At 47.3% G+C, this 20,014-nt stretch carries 17 protein-coding genes; 10 read left to right on the forward strand and 7 right to left on the reverse strand.

Annotation, left to right across the window (positions count from 1 at the left end):
• The 3 genes from AC3A8L_RS10320 to AC3A8L_RS10330 all read right to left on the reverse strand — a co-directional run.
• Nucleotides 1–321: hypothetical protein (locus AC3A8L_RS10320; RefSeq protein ID WP_487962168.1), on the reverse strand; the 321-nt coding region annotated here is incomplete at its 3' end.
• A 62-nt stretch (nucleotides 322–383) separates the two neighbouring features.
• Nucleotides 384–1,220, reverse strand: a complete 837-nt coding sequence (locus tag AC3A8L_RS10325) for a M90 family metallopeptidase (RefSeq protein WP_487962169.1) — start codon at nucleotides 1,218–1,220, stop codon at nucleotides 384–386.
• A gap of 311 nt (nucleotides 1,221–1,531) precedes the next feature.
• A complete protein-coding gene (locus tag AC3A8L_RS10330) occupies nucleotides 1,532–2,668 on the reverse strand; it encodes an endo-1,4-beta-xylanase (RefSeq protein ID WP_487962170.1) in 1,137 nt (378 codons plus the stop codon).
• Nucleotides 2,669–3,191: 523 nt separating this feature from the next.
• On the opposite strand from AC3A8L_RS10330, the gene AC3A8L_RS10335 reads away from it, so the two are divergent.
• From AC3A8L_RS10335 to AC3A8L_RS10350, 4 genes are all read left to right on the forward strand, one after another.
• A complete protein-coding gene (locus tag AC3A8L_RS10335) occupies nucleotides 3,192–7,064 on the forward strand; it encodes a hybrid sensor histidine kinase/response regulator (protein WP_487962171.1) in 3,873 nt (1,290 codons plus the stop codon).
• Nucleotides 7,065–7,182: 118 nt separating this feature from the next.
• Nucleotides 7,183–7,719, forward strand: a complete 537-nt coding sequence (locus AC3A8L_RS10340) for a GbsR/MarR family transcriptional regulator (RefSeq protein ID WP_487962172.1) — start codon at nucleotides 7,183–7,185, stop codon at nucleotides 7,717–7,719.
• A gap of 32 nt (nucleotides 7,720–7,751) precedes the next feature.
• Complete coding sequence (locus AC3A8L_RS10345; protein ID WP_487962173.1) at nucleotides 7,752–9,158, forward strand: cytochrome ubiquinol oxidase subunit I; 1,407 nt, start codon at nucleotides 7,752–7,754, stop codon at nucleotides 9,156–9,158.
• 2 nt (nucleotides 9,159–9,160) lie between these two features.
• Nucleotides 9,161–10,150: a cytochrome d ubiquinol oxidase subunit II gene (locus AC3A8L_RS10350; protein WP_487962174.1), complete on the forward strand. Its 990-nt coding sequence runs from the start codon at nucleotides 9,161–9,163 to the stop codon at nucleotides 10,148–10,150.
• 49 nt (nucleotides 10,151–10,199) lie between these two features.
• On the opposite strand, the gene AC3A8L_RS10355 is transcribed toward AC3A8L_RS10350, so the two are convergent.
• Nucleotides 10,200–11,144, reverse strand: coding sequence for an MBL fold metallo-hydrolase (locus tag AC3A8L_RS10355; RefSeq protein WP_487962175.1), 945 nt, complete (start codon nucleotides 11,142–11,144; stop codon nucleotides 10,200–10,202).
• A 203-nt stretch (nucleotides 11,145–11,347) separates the two neighbouring features.
• On the opposite strand from AC3A8L_RS10355, the gene AC3A8L_RS10360 reads away from it, so the two are divergent.
• On the forward strand, nucleotides 11,348–12,721 hold the full coding sequence (locus AC3A8L_RS10360) for a phospholipase effector Tle1 domain-containing protein (protein WP_487962176.1): 1,374 nt from the start codon (nucleotides 11,348–11,350) through the stop codon (nucleotides 12,719–12,721).
• Between the two features lie 48 nt (nucleotides 12,722–12,769).
• On the opposite strand, the gene gloA2 is transcribed toward AC3A8L_RS10360, so the two are convergent.
• Both gloA2 and AC3A8L_RS10370 read right to left on the reverse strand, forming a co-directional pair.
• Entirely contained in the window at nucleotides 12,770–13,153 is a 384-nt protein-coding gene (gene gloA2 / locus AC3A8L_RS10365; RefSeq protein ID WP_487962177.1) for an SMU1112c/YaeR family gloxylase I-like metalloprotein, read from the reverse strand.
• A 44-nt stretch (nucleotides 13,154–13,197) separates the two neighbouring features.
• A complete protein-coding gene (locus AC3A8L_RS10370) occupies nucleotides 13,198–13,788 on the reverse strand; it encodes an NUDIX hydrolase (RefSeq protein ID WP_487962178.1) in 591 nt (196 codons plus the stop codon).
• A gap of 411 nt (nucleotides 13,789–14,199) precedes the next feature.
• On the opposite strand from AC3A8L_RS10370, the gene AC3A8L_RS10375 reads away from it, so the two are divergent.
• Entirely contained in the window at nucleotides 14,200–14,535 is a 336-nt protein-coding gene (locus tag AC3A8L_RS10375) for a DUF3135 domain-containing protein (RefSeq protein WP_487962179.1), read from the forward strand.
• Here AC3A8L_RS10375 and AC3A8L_RS10380 read toward each other — a convergent pair.
• Complete coding sequence (locus AC3A8L_RS10380) at nucleotides 14,532–14,846, reverse strand: NGG1p interacting factor NIF3 (protein ID WP_487962180.1); 315 nt, start codon at nucleotides 14,844–14,846, stop codon at nucleotides 14,532–14,534. The two genes, AC3A8L_RS10375 and AC3A8L_RS10380, sit on opposite strands and share 4 nt — an antisense overlap.
• A gap of 240 nt (nucleotides 14,847–15,086) precedes the next feature.
• On the opposite strand from AC3A8L_RS10380, the gene AC3A8L_RS10385 reads away from it, so the two are divergent.
• The 4 genes from AC3A8L_RS10385 to AC3A8L_RS10400 form a co-directional block, all read left to right on the forward strand.
• Nucleotides 15,087–15,950: a 6-pyruvoyl trahydropterin synthase family protein gene (locus tag AC3A8L_RS10385; protein ID WP_487962181.1), complete on the forward strand. Its 864-nt coding sequence runs from the start codon at nucleotides 15,087–15,089 to the stop codon at nucleotides 15,948–15,950.
• Between the two features lie 139 nt (nucleotides 15,951–16,089).
• Nucleotides 16,090–16,959 carry a hypothetical protein gene (locus AC3A8L_RS10390; protein ID WP_487962182.1) on the forward strand — a complete coding sequence of 290 codons (870 nt, stop codon included), beginning with the start codon at nucleotides 16,090–16,092 and terminating at the stop codon, nucleotides 16,957–16,959.
• 136 nt (nucleotides 16,960–17,095) lie between these two features.
• Nucleotides 17,096–19,402 carry a DUF1592 domain-containing protein gene (locus AC3A8L_RS10395; RefSeq protein WP_487962183.1) on the forward strand — a complete coding sequence of 769 codons (2,307 nt, stop codon included), beginning with the start codon at nucleotides 17,096–17,098 and terminating at the stop codon, nucleotides 19,400–19,402.
• Nucleotides 19,399–20,014, forward strand: a 616-nt coding sequence (locus tag AC3A8L_RS10400) for a DUF1552 domain-containing protein (protein ID WP_487962184.1), incomplete at its 3' end; no start/stop codon positions are given. The genes AC3A8L_RS10395 and AC3A8L_RS10400, both read left to right, overlap by 4 nt.

Here is a 20,014-nt window from a genome sequence, read left to right on the forward strand (position 1 = left end):
TTTTAGTATTTTAGAGAATTTTTTAGCCACAAGTACCATAACCAGCACCGTAACCCGGTCCAATATCGGCAGCTCATCGGGGGTTAAAGACTCACAGGGTAATTGCGCGGCGATCAAGTCCTTCAATATTTGGAAGCGGTCGCTCTTCACATCCATATGCGGAATCGCTTTAATCGCGGCCGCCATCACCTTGTCGTAGTCCGTTTGCCCCAACTGAATTAAGACCTTCTTCGTGTGGCGCTCCAGCTCCTTAATCTTCATGGTTTTAAGCTGTGCCGTAACGTGCTTTTCGTCGGCTAATAATATTTCACGGGTCTTCATGAGCGTACATCACCAGAAAAAATCCAATTTTAACACGAGCACAAGCCTTAGCGCCCGCCCTCTTAATCTTGCGGTAAACAGCAGCGTTTATATTTTTTGCCGCTACCGCAGGGGCAAGGGGCGTTTTTGTAGGTTTTGATGTCATGCGATATAGCGGCAGTATCTTGTTGGTACAGCTTCGCAAGTGCCGTATACAGCTGTGGATGTTTACGCTGCAGTAATTTAGGCCGCTCAAAGAAATACTCAGATGCCACCGAAAAGAACTCTGCACGGTTAGTGGCGCCATAATCGCGAATATTGCTATCGCCGGCGATAATTTCATCCACCTTGCGCTTGACCAGCTCAAACCAGGGTATCGAAAAGGAAAACTCCTTGAGTCGCTCCGGGTAGCCATCACACTCACCGTCCGCCATATCAATAAGATGGACAAACTCATGAATACCGACATTGTGCTTGTCTCGGCTATTCTGGAAGCCTAAGTGAAGGTCTGGCCGGCTCAATACCAACTTACCCGCCATAACCCCCGTACCCACCATGCCGGTAATGCAGGAGTCTGGCTGGCCAAACTCAAGTTTATCGTTAAACGCTTGGGGCAGCAGAAATACTGCGGATAAATTAAAGTAGTGCCAACGGGGAAAAGCCCACACAGGGATAATCGCGCTTGCCGCTACCAACAGGCGATCTTCATCAGAAACCGTAAACTGTCCAGCTTCCACACGTGTTGATTGTAAAAACAGAATAATACGCTGCTGAAATATCACTTTATCGCTGGCGGATAATCCCGCGTAGAAGGCAACGGTATCACCTAAAAAAGTGCTCCACGACGCCTGCCATTCAATAGGTTCTGGTGGCACACCCCGCAATAACCGCGAAAAAAAACCTGTAATAGCCCTAATCAAAACAACACCTTCCCATCCACAACACCCTATCCATAAGAAAAACGTAACTATTCAGGTGGGGGCGAAATAATACCCACTCAAAAGGCGAATTGATTATTTTCTGGGCATTCAAGCGTCAGGAACGCTTGCATAGCGCCCAAGGATGGCTTGAGCGGCCCAGAAAATTATCAGTTTGCCGGCCTATTTATGCATGGCTGAATAGTTACAGAAAAACACACAAAAAAGCCGCTAAGGCCATAAGCATTAGCGGCTGCATTATAAGGTGTTTGAGCAAAAGCGCTGAGATCGTACTCGCAACTTCTAACTACAGGCTATTTGGCCTCAAGGCCTAACTTCAATAAAGCATCGACAGCCGGTTTGGCTTTGTTGTTGCGATCAAACAATAACGGGTAGTTCGTTCGCCCCTTTACAGGCCAACCATTCAACCAAGAATCACCGTCGTTAACACCCCAAAAAGTCACCCGGTCGATACTCGCTGAGTGCTTTAAAAATAATTCGAAAATATCTTGATAGCGCCGGGCTAATTCAGCGTCCACCGTGGCGGGGAAGTTACCATCGGGGTAAGGGTTGTTTTGTGGGGTCGCGACTAATTTTTGCATATCAACATCCGCACTAAAAAAGTGCTCACGGCCTAAATAATCCAGATCCAGCTCTGTAATGTGCATGGGGACGCCGGTAGCGGCATAGGCCGCTAAGGTGTCATCAATTTGCTGAAGCCCAGGCTGATCCATAGACCAATGCCCTTGAAGACCGACACCATCAATTTTAATACCTCGTTTTTTAAAGTCATTAAGCATAGCAACTACAGAACCTTGTCGCCCAAGGCGATCCATGCCGTAATCGTTATAAAGAAGTTTACAATCGGCGGGAAATTCTTCAGCCGCTATACGAAAAGCTTGCTCAATAAAGTCGGGGCCAATAATTTTATGAAATTTTGATTCCCGCAAGCTGCCGTCATCATTTATCGCCTCATTAACCACATCCCAAATTTTTATGCTATCGCCATAGCGCGTAGCCAATAATTTGGCTCTCTCACGCATACGATTCAATAAGGCTTCACGCGTAAGCGGCTTACCGTAAGCATCCTCAAAAACCCAATCCGGTGTTTGGCTATGCCAATACAGTACATGCCCCACTAATTGAATATTATTTTGCTGCCCAAATTCAACAAAACGATCAACAACGCCCAACTTATATTCACCGGGCTCGGGGTTCATTACACCCCACTTCATTGCGTTATCGGTAGTTATTGCGGAAAAATGTTTTTGAACGACGTGAAGCGACGGATCGCGCTTGGCTTCAAGCATGCGATCATTAACAGTCGCCCCGAATAAAAATTTATTGTGATAAACACTTTTAAGTGATTCTGTAGGCCCTTCGATTGAAGCACAACCCGGCAAAAAGGGTATAGCTAGTAATGTCGCTAATGCAATAGAGGTTATTTTCATATTCAGCTTCTTTGTTATCGTCGGTACAAGAAAACCCCAGAGCGCTTCTTGTATTCTTTAAATGCTGGGCAAATATATCACTTATCCACAGCGATGTGGGTCCAGACGACAGTAAATCGATAAATCCCATAGTGCCGCCAAAACAACTCAAAAAACGCCAAGTTATCCGCTAAAAAAAACAAAGCCAGCGCTCTATTTTTATTCTAGCAGAGAGTGTTTACGGGATCAGAGGTAATAGCGATCTGAGGGTATGATTTTTTAGGCAAGCATTTATTTTTCACTGAGGAAAATAATTCTGGAAAATACAAATAACTTCCCTTCGTCTATTTATGATAAAAAAGTTACTGTGAAAATTGAGGTAAGCATACTCACAAGGCAAACCGCGAGCGTCTTGGTTGAGGAGCGACGCAAAAAACCACAAATCGACACCGAATGCAGCCGGTCACTAAATTGAGCGCGCGAGCCCCAATGCTGTAATGCTGGTCTAGACTCAATACACATCGCAACAACTTGGTTAAATGGGATGACCGGTGCACAGGCTACGTACATAGATAACTCGCGACTGGCGCTAGACACTTGTGGCCGATTGCGCGCACCAATAGAGCTTTTTGGTATAAACATTCACCTTTTACTCCTTTTATCTTTATCCTTTACCCTCCTGATACTTGCCACAAGCCCTACGCATGCTAGCCCTGCAAGCCTCAAAAAAGAGCACTTATCCTTTACCCACGTGCTACCTAATGAAGTAGAAGGACTGGGTTACATCAATGCCATCGAAATGGACTCACAAGGCTTTATTTGGTTTGCGAGCAATAACGGTTTAGCCCGCTTTGACGGTCATGAACTACTCACTTTCAAGCATGATTTAAATGAACCTAACAGCCTTGCCTCGAATTTAATTAATGATTTACTCGTCGACAGTCGCGGTCAAATTTGGGCCGCTACAGAGGAAGGTCTCAATCAATTTAATCCAGAAAATAATACCTTTAACCTTTATACCGTGCCCGCCGAATATAACGTCAATACCGACTTCAACGCGATTCGTACGTTACACGAAGATGCCTCTCATCAACTATGGCTAGGCAGTAGCGCTGGGCTGTTATGGTTTGATGACAGTCAAAAAACGCTCACTCCGCTGATGCTAAAAATGCCCAATAAACACAGCGCAAGCCAGCTAGCCATTTCCGATATAAGTACGGATAACAAAGGTAATTTATGGCTAGCGACCCTAGCTCACGGCCTTGTCAAAGTTACCCCCCACACCATGGAAGCAGAGTACAACATTGCGCAAACACCATTGTTATCAAGCCTAAACCATAGCGATGTCCGTTCGATATTCATCGATAACCGTAATACTATTTGGGCCGGCACCTATCATGGCGATTTACTCGCTATCGACAAAGAAGGTAAGGTTCTACATCAATATTCACAACCGGAGGGCGAAAGACGCGACGTTATTTGGTCCATTATTCAAGACCGATTTGGGCGCTTATGGGTAGGCGACGGCGGTGGTATTAACCGGCTGTCACAAGAAGGGCCGTGGCTTATACGGTATGCCTATGACGAGTCCAATGATAGCTCTCCAGGCAACTATGCCGTGCGCACAATATTTGAAGATGACGCGGGGGATCTATGGCTTGGTTTCTTCCCTTCTGGCGTTGACCGCTTAGATCGGCAAGCCTCGGCTTTTCAGAATTTCAGTCATAACTCTCAAGATGATCAATCGCTTACCGATGGAGGTGTATTATCCGTTGAGGAAGATGAGCGCGGAAACTTATGGATAGGCACAAGCTTTGGATTATCGTATTTTAATCGCAGTACCGAAAAAATGACGCGTTTTTTCCATGACGATAACAACATCCACACGCCTTCAGGTAATACCACACTGAGCTTAGCCCTCGCTGCCGATCAGCAGCTGTGGATGGGCAGCTGGTCACAAGGCCTTAGCCGCTTCAACTTAAACACTCAAACTTTCGAACACTTCCAATATCAGCCATCCGTAGACGGCACTTTACTGGGTGTAGAACCTTGGCGATTATTAATTGATAGCCAACACAAGTTATGGGTGGCCACCGAGCTTGGCCTCAACCTTTTTAACCCCAAAGACGCTACCTTTACTCACTTCCAACCCGTCGACAAAAATACAGGCAAAAAGAGTAATTTATATAGTCGTGATATCTATGAAGATAAGCGCGGTGACTTTTGGATTGCCTCGGATAGAGGCTTGTTTTTATTTGATCGCGAAACCTATCGTTTCCGACAATTTCAGCACAACGCAAGCGACCCAACCTCAATCAGTGCCGGCTTTGTTAAGTCGATCTATGAAGATAACAAGCATAACTTATGGATTGGAACCCACGGTGGCGGGTTAAATTTACTGGATCGCAAGACAGAAACGTTTATTCAAATCGGCAAGAACACAGACCTCGAAAAGTTAATTATTTCCGGGATCACTCAAGACCGCCAAGGTTTTCTATGGCTAAATACCCTACAAGGTTTGTATCAATTCAACCCAACAACACACGCATTCACTCAATTCACTAAGCGCAACGGCTTAATCAGCAACGTTTATAATCGCAACGCCATTACAACTCTAGCAAACGGTGATGTTTTTTCGGGTAGCACCGGCGGTTTCACATTAATTACACCCTCAAAAATTGAAAAAAACCTAGTCCCCCCTCGTACAGTTATCACCGAGTTTAGTATTTTTAATAAACCTATCACCTCAAAAGAAAATAACTCACCACTTAAAAAAAGCATCACTCATACAAAAATTATTACTTTAGATCACAAAAAATCCGTTTTTTCCTTTCAGTTTTCGTCTCTTAGCTATCAGCTTACAGATCAAAATACCTACCAATATATTTTGGAGGGTTTTGACAAGCATTGGAATGACGTAGGCCATCGCCGAACAGCAACTTACACCAACCTAGATTCCGGCCACTACTTTTTCAAGGTGAAGTCAGCCAACCATGATGGCATATGGTCTAACGAACCTGCCGAAATAGAAATCATCATACTTCCCCCGCTCTGGTTAAGTTGGTGGGCCTATAGCCTCTATTCGTTATTAGCCTTACTGTTGATTTCTTTTATATTCTATTTTCAATCGCGCAAGGTTCAGCTACAACATGAAAAAACACTAAATACAAAGCTTTTAAAATTGGATAAGTTTAAAGACGCCTTTTTAGCCAGCACATCCCACGAATTACGAACCCCGCTAAACGGTATTATTGGCATCGCCGAAAATTTAATGGATACAAAACAAGACCAACTTGACCAAGATGTTCTTCACAAATTATCCATGATCATAAACAGCGGAAAGCGCCTTGCCAGCTTGGTTAACGACATCCTTGATTATTCAAAAATTAGCGTGCAAGAGCTTAAAGTTCAAATTAAACCCGTTTCAACACATGCCGTCATGATACTTGTCGATGCGTTATTGCGCCCCTTAGCCGAGGAAAAAGGTCTTTTATTGATTAATGATTTCGACGAGAACTCACGTTACGCTATGGCTGACGAAGATCGCCTGCAACAAATATTAATCAACCTAATCGGCAATGCCATTAAATACACGACAACAGGCTGCATTAACATTAATCTAAGCCGTAACGATAATGTCATTTGTTTTGTTATACGCGACAGCGGCATCGGCATTCCTGAAGACCAAATTGACCATATTTTTGAAGTTTTCCACCAAGTAGACCAAGATGGCGAGCAATACTATTCAGGTACGGGATTAGGCCTAGCGATTGCCAAGCAGTTGATTGAACTTCAAGGCGGCCAAATTACTGTAACCTCGTCACCGAATGAAGGCTCAACCTTTTCATTTACGCTGCCAGCCGCTAGCCAGCCGCGCCACCTAGCCACACCATCATCGCCTCAACAACCGCCACCCCAACAAAAAAACCTACAACCCCAAGCACAACCCTCGACTAATTTCGCAATTACAAACAGCAGCCTTAGCCCACCGCCCTCGACACTGGAATGCCTACACAGCAACCCCGAAGAAAAAATCATACTCATCGTCGATGATGATGCCATCAATCGCATTGTCTTAAATGGCATTTTGAAACTACATCGCTACACGGTTGTAGAGGCTTCGTCAGGACAAGAAGCATTAGATTACCTTGAGCAAGGCCATCACGCAGACATGGCGATAACTGATGTCATGATGCCCGGAATGAATGGCTATGAGCTGTGCCGTAAACTGCGAATTAAGTATTCAGTTAATCAGCTTCCCATTATTTTCCTGTCTGCCAATATCACCGACGACGACTTGATCAAAGCGTATAACGTCGGCGCCAATAACTTTTTAACTAAGCCTATATCCAAGCACGCTTTGCTACCTCAAGTAGCTAACCTACTGATGCTCACCGAAAACAATTCGCCCATTTAAATCCCGCCCTAACCTCACACCGTAAATTAAGTCTTGACGCGCATCAAATAAGGTTTAGAATTTTCAGTAATTTCTGAAAATTCAGAACAACCAATACAGCCCCCAGGTAACACTTGCCATGAAGCTCCCTCACGATAGCCAAACCTTCATCATGCATTGCGGCGAAATGGGCAGCCGGTGGGGCTTTAATCGCACTGTTGGCCAAATTTGTGCTCTTCTGGTCATCACGGAAGAGCCTCTTAATGCTGACCAAATCGCTGAAGCCCTAAGTATTAGCCGTGGCAATGTCAGTATGGGCCTAAAAGAGCTGCAATCTTGGCGATTGATTCAACTAAGCCATAAACCCGGCGACCGCAAAGAGTACTTCACCGCCAATGGCAGTATTTGGGATATGGGACAAACCATTTTTGAAGAGCGACGCAAACGCGAAATAGACCCCACCCTCTCACTTTTGCGATCGCAGTTACTCTCCCACGAAGGTGAAAGCAACTACAGCATCGAGCGCCAACAAGAGATTCACGACCTGCTAGAACTACTGACCACATGGGCCACTGCACTCGGCGGCATGAAGCCAGACACGTTGAAATCACTGATGAAGTTGGGCTCAGGTGTCACCAAAGTTTTGGAATTAAAAAGTAAGTTAAAAGGTAAGTAATAAAAAGCCTATTGAGGCTTAAGGGGTTAATCATGTTAGACGTACTGATTTTATCCCGCATTCAATTTGCGGCCAATATCAGTTTCCATATTCTGTTTCCCACTATCACCATCGCACTGTGCTGGTTTCTACTGTACTTTAAAATACGCCAACACATTACACCTCATCCGGTATGGCAACGGGCTTATCGTTTTTGGGTTAAAATTTTCGCGCTCACGTTTGCCATGGGCGTTGTTAGCGGCATTACCATGTCATTTCAGTTTGGCACTAACTGGCCTGGCTTTATGGAAACCGTGGGCAATGTTGCTGGCCCCCTTCTGGGCTACGAAGTACTCACGGCTTTTTTTCTAGAGGCCACTTTTTTAGGCATTATGTTATTTGGTCAAGGTCGCGTTTCGCCCCGCACGCATACCTTAGCTACAGTCATTGTCGCCATTGGCACAACGCTTTCGGCGTTCTGGATTTTAGCGTTAAACTCTTGGATGCACACCCCCACAGGCTTTGAGATGCGTGACGGCGTTGCCTTTCCCGTAAGCTGGCTAGAAATTATCTTTAACCCGTCATTCCCCTTCCGAATGATTCACGTATTGATTGCATCGGGCTTAACCGCCGCTTTTTTAATTGCGGGAATTTCAGCGTATCGAATATTGAAAGGTGACACCAAAAAAACACCTCAACAATCCTTAAAAATCGCCATCATTGTGGCAGCAATTTTAGCCCCAATGCAGGCGCTTGTTGGCGACCTTCATGGTTTAAATACCTTTGAATACCAACCACAAAAAGTGGCCGCGATGGAAGGTGTTTGGGAAACCGAAAAAGGCGCGCCCATGCTGCTATTTGCCATCCCTAATGAAAAGGAACGCCGCAATGACTTTGCCATCGGCATTCCCAACCTTGCCAGCCTAATCCTCACCCATAGCGCTGAGGGCGAAATAAAAGGACTTAATGAATTTAAAGGCGAGCACCCTCCCGTATTTGCCGTTTTTTGGAGCTTTAGAACAATGGTTGGCATGGGTCTATTAATGCTCATCATTTCGTGGATTAGTCTCGCCTTTTTATTAAAACGCGGCCAGCTTCCCAAACCACTGTTAATGGTTTTATGCGGAATGACTTTCTCTGGCTGGGTTGCCACACTGGCTGGCTGGTATGTTACCGAAATTGGCCGCCAACCCTATTTAGTTACCGGGATATTAAAAACAGCCGATGCTGTAACCACGCTACCGCCAAGTCATGTGGGCTTATCACTCAGTATTTATTTAACACTGTACGCCGTTTTATTATGTGCATATATTTATACGCTGTTCAGCATGGCCCGCAAAGCCGTTAATACGCCCGAGTACGAAGAGAGTGATATACCCCACGTAGCATCGCCACACGCGGAACATTTTCATGAACAGCCCGTTAAAAAAGTTATTGATGAAAAACTGGGAGGGTCGTAGTCATGAGTGCAGATTTTTTAGCGACAATATTTATTGTATTAATGGGTATCGCGGTGTTGGTCTACGCCATTGCCGATGGTTATGACTTAGGCACCGGTATTTTATTACCACTGGATAACGAAAAGCACCGCGACACTATGATTGCGTCCATTGGCCCCTTTTGGGATGCCAACGAAACGTGGTTGGTGCTTGCTGTTGGCTTGCTGCTTATCGCCTTCCCTAAAGCGCACAGTCAAATCTTTTACCACCTGTATATTCCGGCCACCTTTATGCTGGCAGGACTTATTCTTCGCGGGGTATCGTTCGACTTTCGCGCCAAAACAAGCGTAAGCCAAAAACCACTGTGGGATAAAGCCTTTAAATTTGGCTCGTTACTGACCAGTTTTTGCCAAGGCTATATGCTTGGACGTTATGTTTTGGGTTTTGCGGAAGGCTGGCAAGCCACCGGGTTTGCGGTACTCAGTGGCTTAGGCGTTTCGGCCGCTTATGGTTTAATTGGCGCCGCTTGGCTTATTTACAAAACAGAAGGTGAATTACAACAAAAAGCAAAAGCTTGGTTAACCATGTTAAGCCGCATAACCTTCATCGGTATTATTGCCGTTAGCCTAGCGAACTTGGCAGTTAACCCCGATGTTTTCTCACGCTGGTTTGAGCTGCCACTCGCTTTTTTCGTTATCCCCATCCCAGCGCTTTGCCTGGCATGTTTTGCCTACTTGGAATGGACCGTATCGCAACAAAAAAGGCACTTTCGGGATATTAGCCCGCTACTTGCCGTTATGCTGATTTTTACATTATCTTTTTGTGGCCTAGGGTTTAGCTTTTTCCCCGAGATTGTTCCAGGAGGCATCACGATATGGGAAGCCGCTGCAGCGCCAGAATCACTGCAATTTTTATTAATCGGCGCTTTAATTGTTGTTCCGACCATCGGTGTTTACACCGGTTACTCTTATTGGGTTTTTCGCGGTAAAGCTACGGCACTTAGCTACGAATAATTCGAGTAAAAGAATAGGCTACAGCTGCAAGTGCTGCAGCCTATTCTTTTTAGTGCGCGTGGCCGCCCTTATACTCGTATTTAGTCTTATCTCCCGTTATATCTTTATACAACGTACGTGTCATTTTTTCAGTGGTAATAAAACCCCAATTCCATTTATCGTGATATTTTTTCAAGGGGTTTTTCGCAACAACATCATCTTCACTCAAACCTTTTTTGGCCCATTTTTTCACCAAGGCTATTGAATCTTCCAGCATATCAATCGAGGCTTTTAAATCGACTTTACTCGCTAACGGCCCATGGCCTGGTATAATTTTTGTTTCAGCATTAGCCATGGAATAAATCGTTTTTTGCGCAGCCAAGTAACCGGCAGCACTACCGCCGCTGTCTAAATCGATATAAGGAAACATGCCATTAAACAGCACATCACCAGTATGTATAATATTTTCTTTAGCGAAGTGCACAACCGTATCGCCATTGGTATGAGCATGAGCAACATGCAACAACTGCGCATTAGCGCCGTTTAAATGAAAAGCCATCTTGTCCGAAAAAGTAATCACCGGTAACGCCGCCTTCGGCGCTGGACCAGTACCACCAGGCACTCCAGTGGTTGCCATTTGATGACGCATATTTTCGTGCGCCACGATGTGAGTATGGCCCGCGCCATAGCTCGCATTATTTCCGGTGTGGTCTCCGTGTATATGGGTATTAATAAGGTAATCCACTTTTTTATCGGTCAGCTTCTGTACGCTTTTTTGTAACAACCCTAAAAAAGGCGGCAAACCATCATCAATCATCACGACGCCATCAGCCCCAACCGACAACAAAATATTCCCCCCCGTAAAACCGCCCACCCCCTCAATCATAAAGATACCGGACGATAACTCGGTCGTTTTAAGTGATATTTCGTCATCGGCAACAGCAGTATGGCTAAATAGCATAGGAGCCATCGCGATTGCCGTCGATAAACAAAGATTTTTTAATACGCGTGTCATATTCACTTCCATCGTTAATCACTGATTTTTTTGTGGTTGTTAACTGATTTTACAGCCGCTGAGTTAATGCATGTCTAACTTGTAGCGTATGCATAATCACACATTCTAATGCTACCCTCTACTGCCCCCATAAAAAACACCTTAAACATTCCAGCGGTACAGGTACACTATGGGATAAATAATAGAAATAATAAGGTTCACCCGTGAATAATATTAACTTCCTACGCCTGCGTACATTATTTTGCCTTATGGTCATTACCAGCCTTACCTCTGGCTGCGCAAGCTTTGAGCGTAGTGGCTACAAAGATAGCCTCGGCACTTACCCCGACAATGCCAGCAGCAACCAACCTACAGTCTGCGATAACCTAAAAAATGATCAACCCGCCTGGGGAATAATGGCAGGCGACGCAAAAAGCACCGCACGCAACTGGCGAGAACTCGAACAACATTACCGCGAAGCTCCCAGCCGAAATATCGCGATATTCATTGATGGCACAGGAAATGTGGCGACTACCAGTACCAACATTTGGAAACTCTATGCCCTTGCCACTGAGCAAGCTTGTGCGTCACCTATCATCCCTTTTTATCACCAAGGCGTGGGTACACGCATGTTTCAGCGCATTTCAGGCGGCGTTATGGGCAAGGGAGTTGATGATTTAGTCAAAGAGAGCTACCTCTTTTTAAGCCAAACTTACCAGCCCGGCGATAAGGTTTTTATCTTTGGCTTCAGCCGTGGCGCCTATGCCGCACGCGCATTGAACGGCATGATTGAATTTTCCGGTTTGCTCAACCTCAAAGCTTTTAATGCCTCGCAGGCAAACGGCAACAAAGCCTTGGTTCACGCAGTTTCGGATATTTATAACATTTACCATCAATACAACGATGGTAAACCCAAGTTTGAAAAACGTCTAAGGCAAGATATTACAAAACGAATGGAGCAATACCCCACCTACAAAGACAGCCAAAAAGTGATCGTCGAAGCGATAGGTGTTTTTGATACCGTACCGGCCTTGGGGTTAACGCAAGATGAAAACCCTGATCAGTACCGTACCAACCTTTACGCCAAAGCCGGTTATCACGCACTAGCCATTGATGAGCAACGCAATAGTTTTCGCCCACTGCGCTTTGACGACCGCTTAAATAATCATCAAATACTAAAAGAGGTCTGGTTCCCTGGTGCACACGCCGATGTAGGTGGTGGCTACCAAGATCACTACGGGCTAGAAAATCTCAGTAGACATTGGATGCTGCAGAAATTTAGCCGCTTTAATTTATTCCCCGCCAGCGCCCAAACCATCAACTGCCCTACAGAGCAAGCCAGCTGTGAACAGGCCCAGTTACACGACGAATTTCTGGACAGTAAGTTATTTAATGGCGCAGGCTTACATATCCGCCGGCCATTAAAAACAGAGACGCTGCACAACAGCGTGCAATGCCGTTATAACATAGATGAACTCTCAAAACCCCATCACGGGCGCGAACCCACAAAACAATATCGGCCAGAAAATCTGTATTTACCCATGAAGAAATACTATCGATTTATCCCTTATAACTGCATGGCATCCGATACTCATTAAAGTACCGATTAACCCATGCTGTGCCTAATGATAATTGCGCAGCATGGGTTAATTTTCGTAAATTTCTAACGGTAGTCCATCTGGGTCGCTGAAAAAAGTATATTTTTTGCCGGTGTATTCATCCACCCGAATGGGCTCAACAGAGAGACCCTGCGCCTGCAATACTGCAACCACAGCCTCAACATCCTCGACAACAAACGCTAAATGCCGCAACCCTTGCGCCTCGGGGTAGCTGGGCCGAGCAGGACGCCCAGGAAAAGAGAAAAGCTCTATTTGCGAACCATCAGGCAAAGCCAAATCCAGTTTGAACGAATCACGCTTTGGCCGGTAGTTTTCGGCAATAATACGCAACCCCAGTATGTCGACATAAAAAGCTTTCGAACGCGAGTAATTCGCACAAATGATAGCAACATGATGTATACCTTTAAGCATAATAAAATCCGCTTTTTGCCACTGAGCTTACACGGTCAAGACGGTTAACGCGCACGGTAAATCACCTCTTCTGCCGCGTGCGCACGATGAATACTGGCATCGTGATATCCGTTCAAAAAATCCACCAGTAGGCGCGCCGTAAAACCCCAAATTTTATACCCCTCAAAACGGTAGACCGGAGCCCAATACTCCTGCCCCTGTGAAATGAAAATATCCGTGCGCTCACGCGGGTCATCCAATAACACCGATAAAGGCATCCAGAAAAGAGACTCTAATTCATAGTCACAAGGCACCAACGAAACATTCTCGGGCACAGATGCAATAAAGGGGGTTACGCGCGTGCCCTGCCGGGTGGCTCGGGTGCTCATCGTTGCGATAGGCGTTACCAAGTTTGGCGCTAAACCCACCTCTTCCTGGGCCTCTCGCAAGGCAGTCTCATGCAAACAAGCATCCTGCGGCTCCCACATCCCGCCCGGTAAAGCGACCTCACCACTGTGTGAGTTCATACGCTTAGACCGGCGCGTTAGCAAAACCCGCTGCTGCTCACCTTCGCCAGCCAGCGCAATCAAAACGGCAGCCTCACCTTTTTGGGGTGCGCGCCTGCGGTGTAAAGGTGGTGGTTGGCTTGAAGTCATAAACAAAGACTCTTATTTCGCGATCGATTTACAGTACCACAAGCATCGGCCCTTATTACAGAAGGCCACCCGCTCATCGCCCAATTAATGCGTCAAAATCACGACATCTCACTGACTACTTTTTACTCAACCTCGGAATTTGGCTTTTGAACGCGAGAAAATTGTCACATTTTTCATCATTTCTTGTTCAAGCGGCAGGCAGCAATCGCCCGCCAGCTCTGCTTATAGACATTCGATATATTAAGCCCCATACCCATAGCGCCACGAAGTTGATAGCATGTTTTTTAACCAGAAGGCGTGTTGCGCGCCAAAAGGCGCTTTAGATGGCCAACCGCCACAACAGCGCCCTCACCCGCGGCCCTACAATCGCAGCATTACAATCGCGGCATTACATTGAATAGAGGTATGACCATGCAGTCACAATGGCCAACAACCGACGAGCTATTAAAGCTTGCACAAGAAAACCCCGAAGCACTCGAGTCTTTACGCCAACGCGAAATAGAATCGCTGATTACATCCGCACCCGCCAATGTGCAGCGCCGCTTGCGTGGTTTACAGTTTCAAATCGACGCTAAACGCAGCCTCAGCAAAACCCCAATGGCGGCCTGCGTCGCTATTTCACAAATGATGTTTGACTCCGTGTACGAGCTTAACGATATCTTAAACAGTGAAGGCAAAAAAATGGTCAGCCGAAAAGACAGCAACCCCGCCGAGGTGCTCAGCTTCCCTACAGCTATTAGCCTTTAATCGAACGATAACATTTGATAAACACTAAAAGCAGGCTCTTCATAAGGATGAGCCTGCTTTAAAGCCGCTATAACAGGCTTGATCAGATCATCCGCCAGGACCATTTCAACCCGATATTCATCCACAAATTCAACCAGCCCTACATGGCCCACTGCGGGGGCAGCGCCATCTAGCGGCCTAAATTGGCCAGCGCCTAGCGTTTGCCACGCACAACTATCATAGTTACCGATGCGACCAGCACCGGCATCAAACAATGCTTGCTTGACCACCTCAACATCTGCTGCCGGCACATAAAAACTCAAATTCAACATAACGTCTCCTTACTACACTCATTGCCAATCAACGAAAAACGGCGGCCGCCAAAATCATGGTGTACCTCTAAAAATAGTGATTTTTTCGTGAGAGCAAGAAAGTACCGCCCACAGAACCGTTGTTTACGTGGTGTAAATGAGGATTCGAGGACGGTAGTGACGCAGCTATCGCGGAAAAAGTGCATTTTAAGAGGTGCCCCATAGTGTAAAATGTTCGACTTAAACCCATCGAGACTTATTATGCGCTTATTTGTAGATAACCTAACCAACGTCGATTTTAGCTACCTATGCCCCGAACGCGGGTTATTAGGCGAGACGTGGCTAGCGCATATAGAATTAACCGGCACCTTAGACGAACAAGGCATGGTGTGCGATTTCGGCATCGTGAAAAAACACCTGCGCAACTGGCTAGACGAAGAACTCGATCACCGCTTATTAGTACCTACCGAATACGCGGGCTGCACGCTCGAGCAAGACAACAGCCACCACCACATACAATTTGCGCTCAACCCGCAAAGCGAACAACACGGGTTCGCCAGTAATAGCCTCATCACAACCCGCTCACCCCACCAAGCAATCACCGCCATCCCTGCCGGCCGCATTACACCGCAAAGCGTGGCACAGTGGTGCGAGCAACAATTGAAAGATGCCTTCGGCCCCGAAGTGGCCAAAGTAGCGCTGCGCTTCACGCCCGAAGACATCAGCACTCCGTTTTACCATTACAGCCACGGCTTAAAAAAGCATGCCGGCAACTGCCAACGCATTGCCCACGGCCACCGTTCACAAATTTTAATCTGGAAAAACGACCAGCTCGATAACGCACTGATTACCGAATGGGCGAAAAAGTTTAACGATATTTACCTGGGCACCGAAGAAGACGCTACCGGCAATAAAGAGGGGCATTGGCACTTTAGTTACCAAGCACAACAAGGTGAGTTTGACCTTAGCCTGCCCCAAAACCAATGCTACATGATGACCACCGATACCACAGTCGAGTTTATTGCCCAGCACATTGCCACCGCGCTCAAACAACAAGACCCTAGCGCTAGCTATACCGTTAAAGCCTTTGAGGGTATTGGCAAGGGCGCTATCGCCAATAGCTAATTACACGACAAGAAAATAATTAGAAACCCATCTATTTTAAGCACCGCTCACACAATCACCCAATAAGAACTTTTTACTGTTGTTCTTGGTGTCTCCTTCGCATTAAGATGCGCTTTACGTATAAATAAGCGCATGCACTATGTTTGAATCTCCCTTGGTTGATTTGTTTAACACCCGCCGCCAATCACTACCTTCGGTGCTATCGCTGATGGGGACGGGTTTTAACCTTACCGCGCAAGTACCTGCACTATGCTCCTTAAAAGCCCATACGTTTGAGGACCTTATTCGCGTTAACATTACATCCAGTAGCGTGCTCGCGTACTTCATTGTTCAAGCGCACCTGCGCCGGGGTCTTTTCCACGAGCGCCTTATCGGCCTAGACCACCTCAGCCGTGAACTTCACAATGCCGGCCCAAAAACCTTTCTCACGCGCTTGTTACCAGTAGCCATGGGCAAAACTAGCTTTTTTGAAAACCAAAAGCTGGGCGATACTTGCCAGCTTTTATTCAACGATCGTTTTTTACATCGCACATTAAGTAGCCTGCCCGACAACCTCTGCTTTTGGGCTTACTGCATCAAAAAAAACGAGCTGACTAAAATCAGTGTGCGTGAAGGCTATGGCGACATGACCTTCGCCCAAATTATACGCGCCTGCGCAACGATTCCTAAATTGCACGGCAGCTATCCCTATAAAAATCGTGCCTTTATCGACCCACTACACTCACCAAAAGCCAAAGTATTTTTACAGCGGTTAAGCACGATAGAAGGGAACCATCTGATTCTGAATACCAAAAAAACGGAAGATACCAACGCAGGAACACTTTACGTCAATGTGCACGAAGGTCCGGATCACAGCCGTCGCGACTATTACCGTTTTCTGCTGAATGCCACCAATCCACACATTGAAGACACTCAACAACAAGCGCTCACCACGCTACAACAATGGCCACTACTACGCCGCAAACAAACGCCGGTTAGGGTCGCCGCCCAAAAAACGGCTTCGGCTTAACCGTATTACATGAACGCCGCAAGATGCTACGCAGCTGTGCCATTGTGCATTGCGTCACAATGGCGCCATAGACTCTAGACACCCGCATAATTTCCTGCAAGGCTAGACCCACTATAAAAATAGCAGGTCGCCAGTTATGCATCGTATTCCCTTGTATTGCGCGGTTAGTGCCGTGTGCCTTTCTTTACTTGCCTGCGGCAGTGGCGGCGGTAGCACAGCACCAACCACAACAACGCCCACAAACACTACCAGCAGCGAGCAAACCATCGCCAGCAGCAGCTCTGCAGCGATAAGCTCTGTTACTTCGACCCCTGTAACGTCAAGCCTTGCAACCATAAGCTCTATAGCGATTAGCAGTTCATCGCGCGCCGCTTACGATGGCACTCTAGCTGGCACCGCCGTAGAAGCCCCGAACAATGCTTACAAAGTCAGCCCCGTCACCTTAACGCGGCTTAATCGTACCCAGTACAACAACACCGTGCGCGACCTTTTCGGCACCACACAAACACCAGCCGATAACTTCCCCGAAGATGATTTTGGCGATGGTTTTAACAGTATTGGCAACGCCCTGAGTATTTCGGCATTACACCTAGAGCAATACCACCAAGCGGCCGAAGCCTTGGTCAGCGAGCTAGTCACCCAAGCCGACAGCCGCCAAACCTCAATACTCACAGCCCCTTTATATGATGGTTACGAACATATCTACGGTAATGGCTACGTTAGCAATTGGGACAACAGCGAAATTACCGTCAACTATACGCCCCCCAACCCCGGCCGCTACCGCATAACCATCGATGCCATTGAGTACCATGTGGGCAGTGATTTTGCCGATGCCTACGTAGCCGTTAACGGTGCCCCCATTCACGACGAATCTATTAGCGGTAGCTTCGAAGTCCCACAAAGCATTACCGTAGAAACCTACCTGCAAAGCGGCAGTAATGCACTAGGCTTGGGCTTTAGCAATGCACACGATGTCGCTACAGGAAAATACCGCGGTATAGGCGTTAGAGAATTTATTGTAGAGGGCCCACTGGAAAATACCGCCAGCGGACAATTTAATTGCAACGCCAGCGAAGCCAATACCGATTGCGCCGAACGCATATTGCACGCATTTATGCCCAAAGCCTGGCGTCGCCCTATTTCGAGCAGCGAACACACCGATATTCTAGGCCTATATACCGGCACCCTAAACGACGGAGGTAACCACAAAGAAGCCCTCGGCACGGCCATTACTGGCGTACTACTTTCACCCTATTTCATTTACCGCCCCGAACTCGCCAGTGCCACTGGTAGCGAACCTACCCCTCTAACCGCTCATGAACTTGCCGCGCGCTTATCGTACTTTTTATGGTCCACCCTGCCAGATGCAAGCCTATCGGCCGCCGCCGACGATGGCAGCCTGCTTGATGATGCCGTATTAGAATCACAAATAGAGCGCATGCTGACGTCGCCCAATGCTGATGCCCTTATCGAAAACTTCGCCGTGCAGTGGCTTAAATTCGACAAGATATTAGAAGCCTCGCCTAACCCGCAGCTGTTCCCCACCTTTGATGCCGAACTCGTCGAGGCCATGCGGCAAGAAACCCGCTTATTTGTCGCCGAACTTATTCACAGCAACGCACCGCTGAGCACTTTATTTACCGCAGACTTCACTTTTATCAACAACCGCCTAGCCCAGCACTATGGCATTAGCGGTAACTTTGGCAGCAATTTCGAGCGCTACCAATGGCAAGATGGCGACCGCCAAGGTATTTTGGGCCAAGCCTCCGTGCTTACCGCTACCGCGCATCCTTCTTCTACATCCCCCGTTAAGCGCGGTGTTTGGGTATTAGAAAACCTGCTTTGCCAAGAGCCACCACCGCCACCGCCTGGGGTCGAAAACATCGCCGATAACGAAAGTTTGGCCGGCTTAACCACCCGCGAACGCTTCGCGCGACACAGCGAAGCCGGCAGCAGCTGCCGCGCTTGTCACACCTTAATGGACCCCATTGGTTTTGGCCTAGAAAACTACAACCCTGTGGGCCAGTGGCGCGATTACGATGGCGACAACCCGGTGGATGCCAGCAGTATTTTGCCGGTTAGCCAAGATAACGGCGTACCGTTTAATGGCGCCTGGCAGCTGGGGCAATTACTGGCAAGTTCACCGCGCCTACCCTTGTGCGTAAGTGAGCACCTATTAACCTACGCGCTTAGCCAAGGCGTGCATGCCTTTACTTACGGCCAGCAAGGCCCCGACTACGCCTTAGTTCACGATATTTACACGCAAACACTCGACGGCGGCCACCGCTTTGGCGATATGATTAAAGCCATTATCCTTAGCCCTGCATTTCGCCAAAGTGTGCCACCCGCAAGTGACGATAACGTCACTACAGCCAATATCACCGCAGTCAACACCAAGGCCGCCAACCTTAGCCCGCAACAGCAAGAAGGAGACGCACCATGATCTTCTCTAAACAGCCCAAACGCACCACGTCACTCAAACCATTGGACCGCCGCTCATTGTTAAAAGGGGCCGGCGCCGCAATGAGCTTGCCACTATTAGAGGCCATGCTACCCACAGGCAAAACCGCCTTTGCAGCCACCGATGACGCACAACGATTTTTAGCGTATTACGTACCCAACGGCATGCATATGGCAAGCTGGCGGCCCACCGGCGTTGGTAGCGATTACACACTGAATAGCACCATGGCCGCGCTCGAGCCGTATCGCGATGATATGCTCATCCTCAGTAATACCGCCAACCACCCCGGCACACCCGATGGCAATGGTGCCCATGCCGGCGGAACTGGCGCTTTTCTTACGGCCACTAAAGTCCGTAAAACCGCCGGCGCGAATATTCAAAACGGTGTTTCAATAGACCAATACATTGCCCAGCATTACAAAAACCAAACCGCTTACGCCTCACTCGAATTAGGCCTAGACGGCGGCGGTGCAGCCGGCGATTGCGATTCGGGCTTTGCCTGCGCTTACACCCGTAATATTGCATGGTCCGGCCCGCGCACACCGGTGCCCAAAAGTGTAGATCCACATCTGGTGTATGCCCGCTTATTCCAAA

The organism is Marinagarivorans sp. (genome assembly GCF_982758155.1).

What these genes read in the sequence shown, in the direction of transcription:
- AC3A8L_RS10345 (WP_487962173.1), top strand. Translation starts at nt 7,752, where the DNA reads ATGTTAGACGTACTGATTTTATCCCGCATTCAATTTGCGGCCAATATC.
- AC3A8L_RS10375 (WP_487962179.1), top strand. Translation starts at nt 14,200, where the DNA reads ATGCAGTCACAATGGCCAACAACCGACGAGCTATTAAAGCTTGCACAA.
- AC3A8L_RS10380 (WP_487962180.1), bottom strand. Translation starts at nt 14,846, where the DNA reads ATGTTGAATTTGAGTTTTTATGTGCCGGCAGCAGATGTTGAGGTGGTC.
- AC3A8L_RS10385 (WP_487962181.1), top strand. Translation starts at nt 15,087, where the DNA reads ATGCGCTTATTTGTAGATAACCTAACCAACGTCGATTTTAGCTACCTA.
- AC3A8L_RS10355 (WP_487962175.1), bottom strand. Translation starts at nt 11,144, where the DNA reads ATGACACGCGTATTAAAAAATCTTTGTTTATCGACGGCAATCGCGATG.
- AC3A8L_RS10390 (WP_487962182.1), top strand. Translation starts at nt 16,090, where the DNA reads ATGTTTGAATCTCCCTTGGTTGATTTGTTTAACACCCGCCGCCAATCA.
- AC3A8L_RS10395 (WP_487962183.1), top strand. Translation starts at nt 17,096, where the DNA reads ATGCATCGTATTCCCTTGTATTGCGCGGTTAGTGCCGTGTGCCTTTCT.
- AC3A8L_RS10340 (WP_487962172.1), top strand. Translation starts at nt 7,183, where the DNA reads ATGAAGCTCCCTCACGATAGCCAAACCTTCATCATGCATTGCGGCGAA.
- gloA2 (WP_487962177.1), bottom strand. Translation starts at nt 13,153, where the DNA reads ATGCTTAAAGGTATACATCATGTTGCTATCATTTGTGCGAATTACTCG.
- AC3A8L_RS10350 (WP_487962174.1), top strand. Translation starts at nt 9,161, where the DNA reads ATGAGTGCAGATTTTTTAGCGACAATATTTATTGTATTAATGGGTATC.
- AC3A8L_RS10330 (WP_487962170.1), bottom strand. Translation starts at nt 2,668, where the DNA reads ATGAAAATAACCTCTATTGCATTAGCGACATTACTAGCTATACCCTTT.
- AC3A8L_RS10335 (WP_487962171.1), top strand. Translation starts at nt 3,192, where the DNA reads ATGACCGGTGCACAGGCTACGTACATAGATAACTCGCGACTGGCGCTA.
- AC3A8L_RS10370 (WP_487962178.1), bottom strand. Translation starts at nt 13,788, where the DNA reads ATGACTTCAAGCCAACCACCACCTTTACACCGCAGGCGCGCACCCCAA.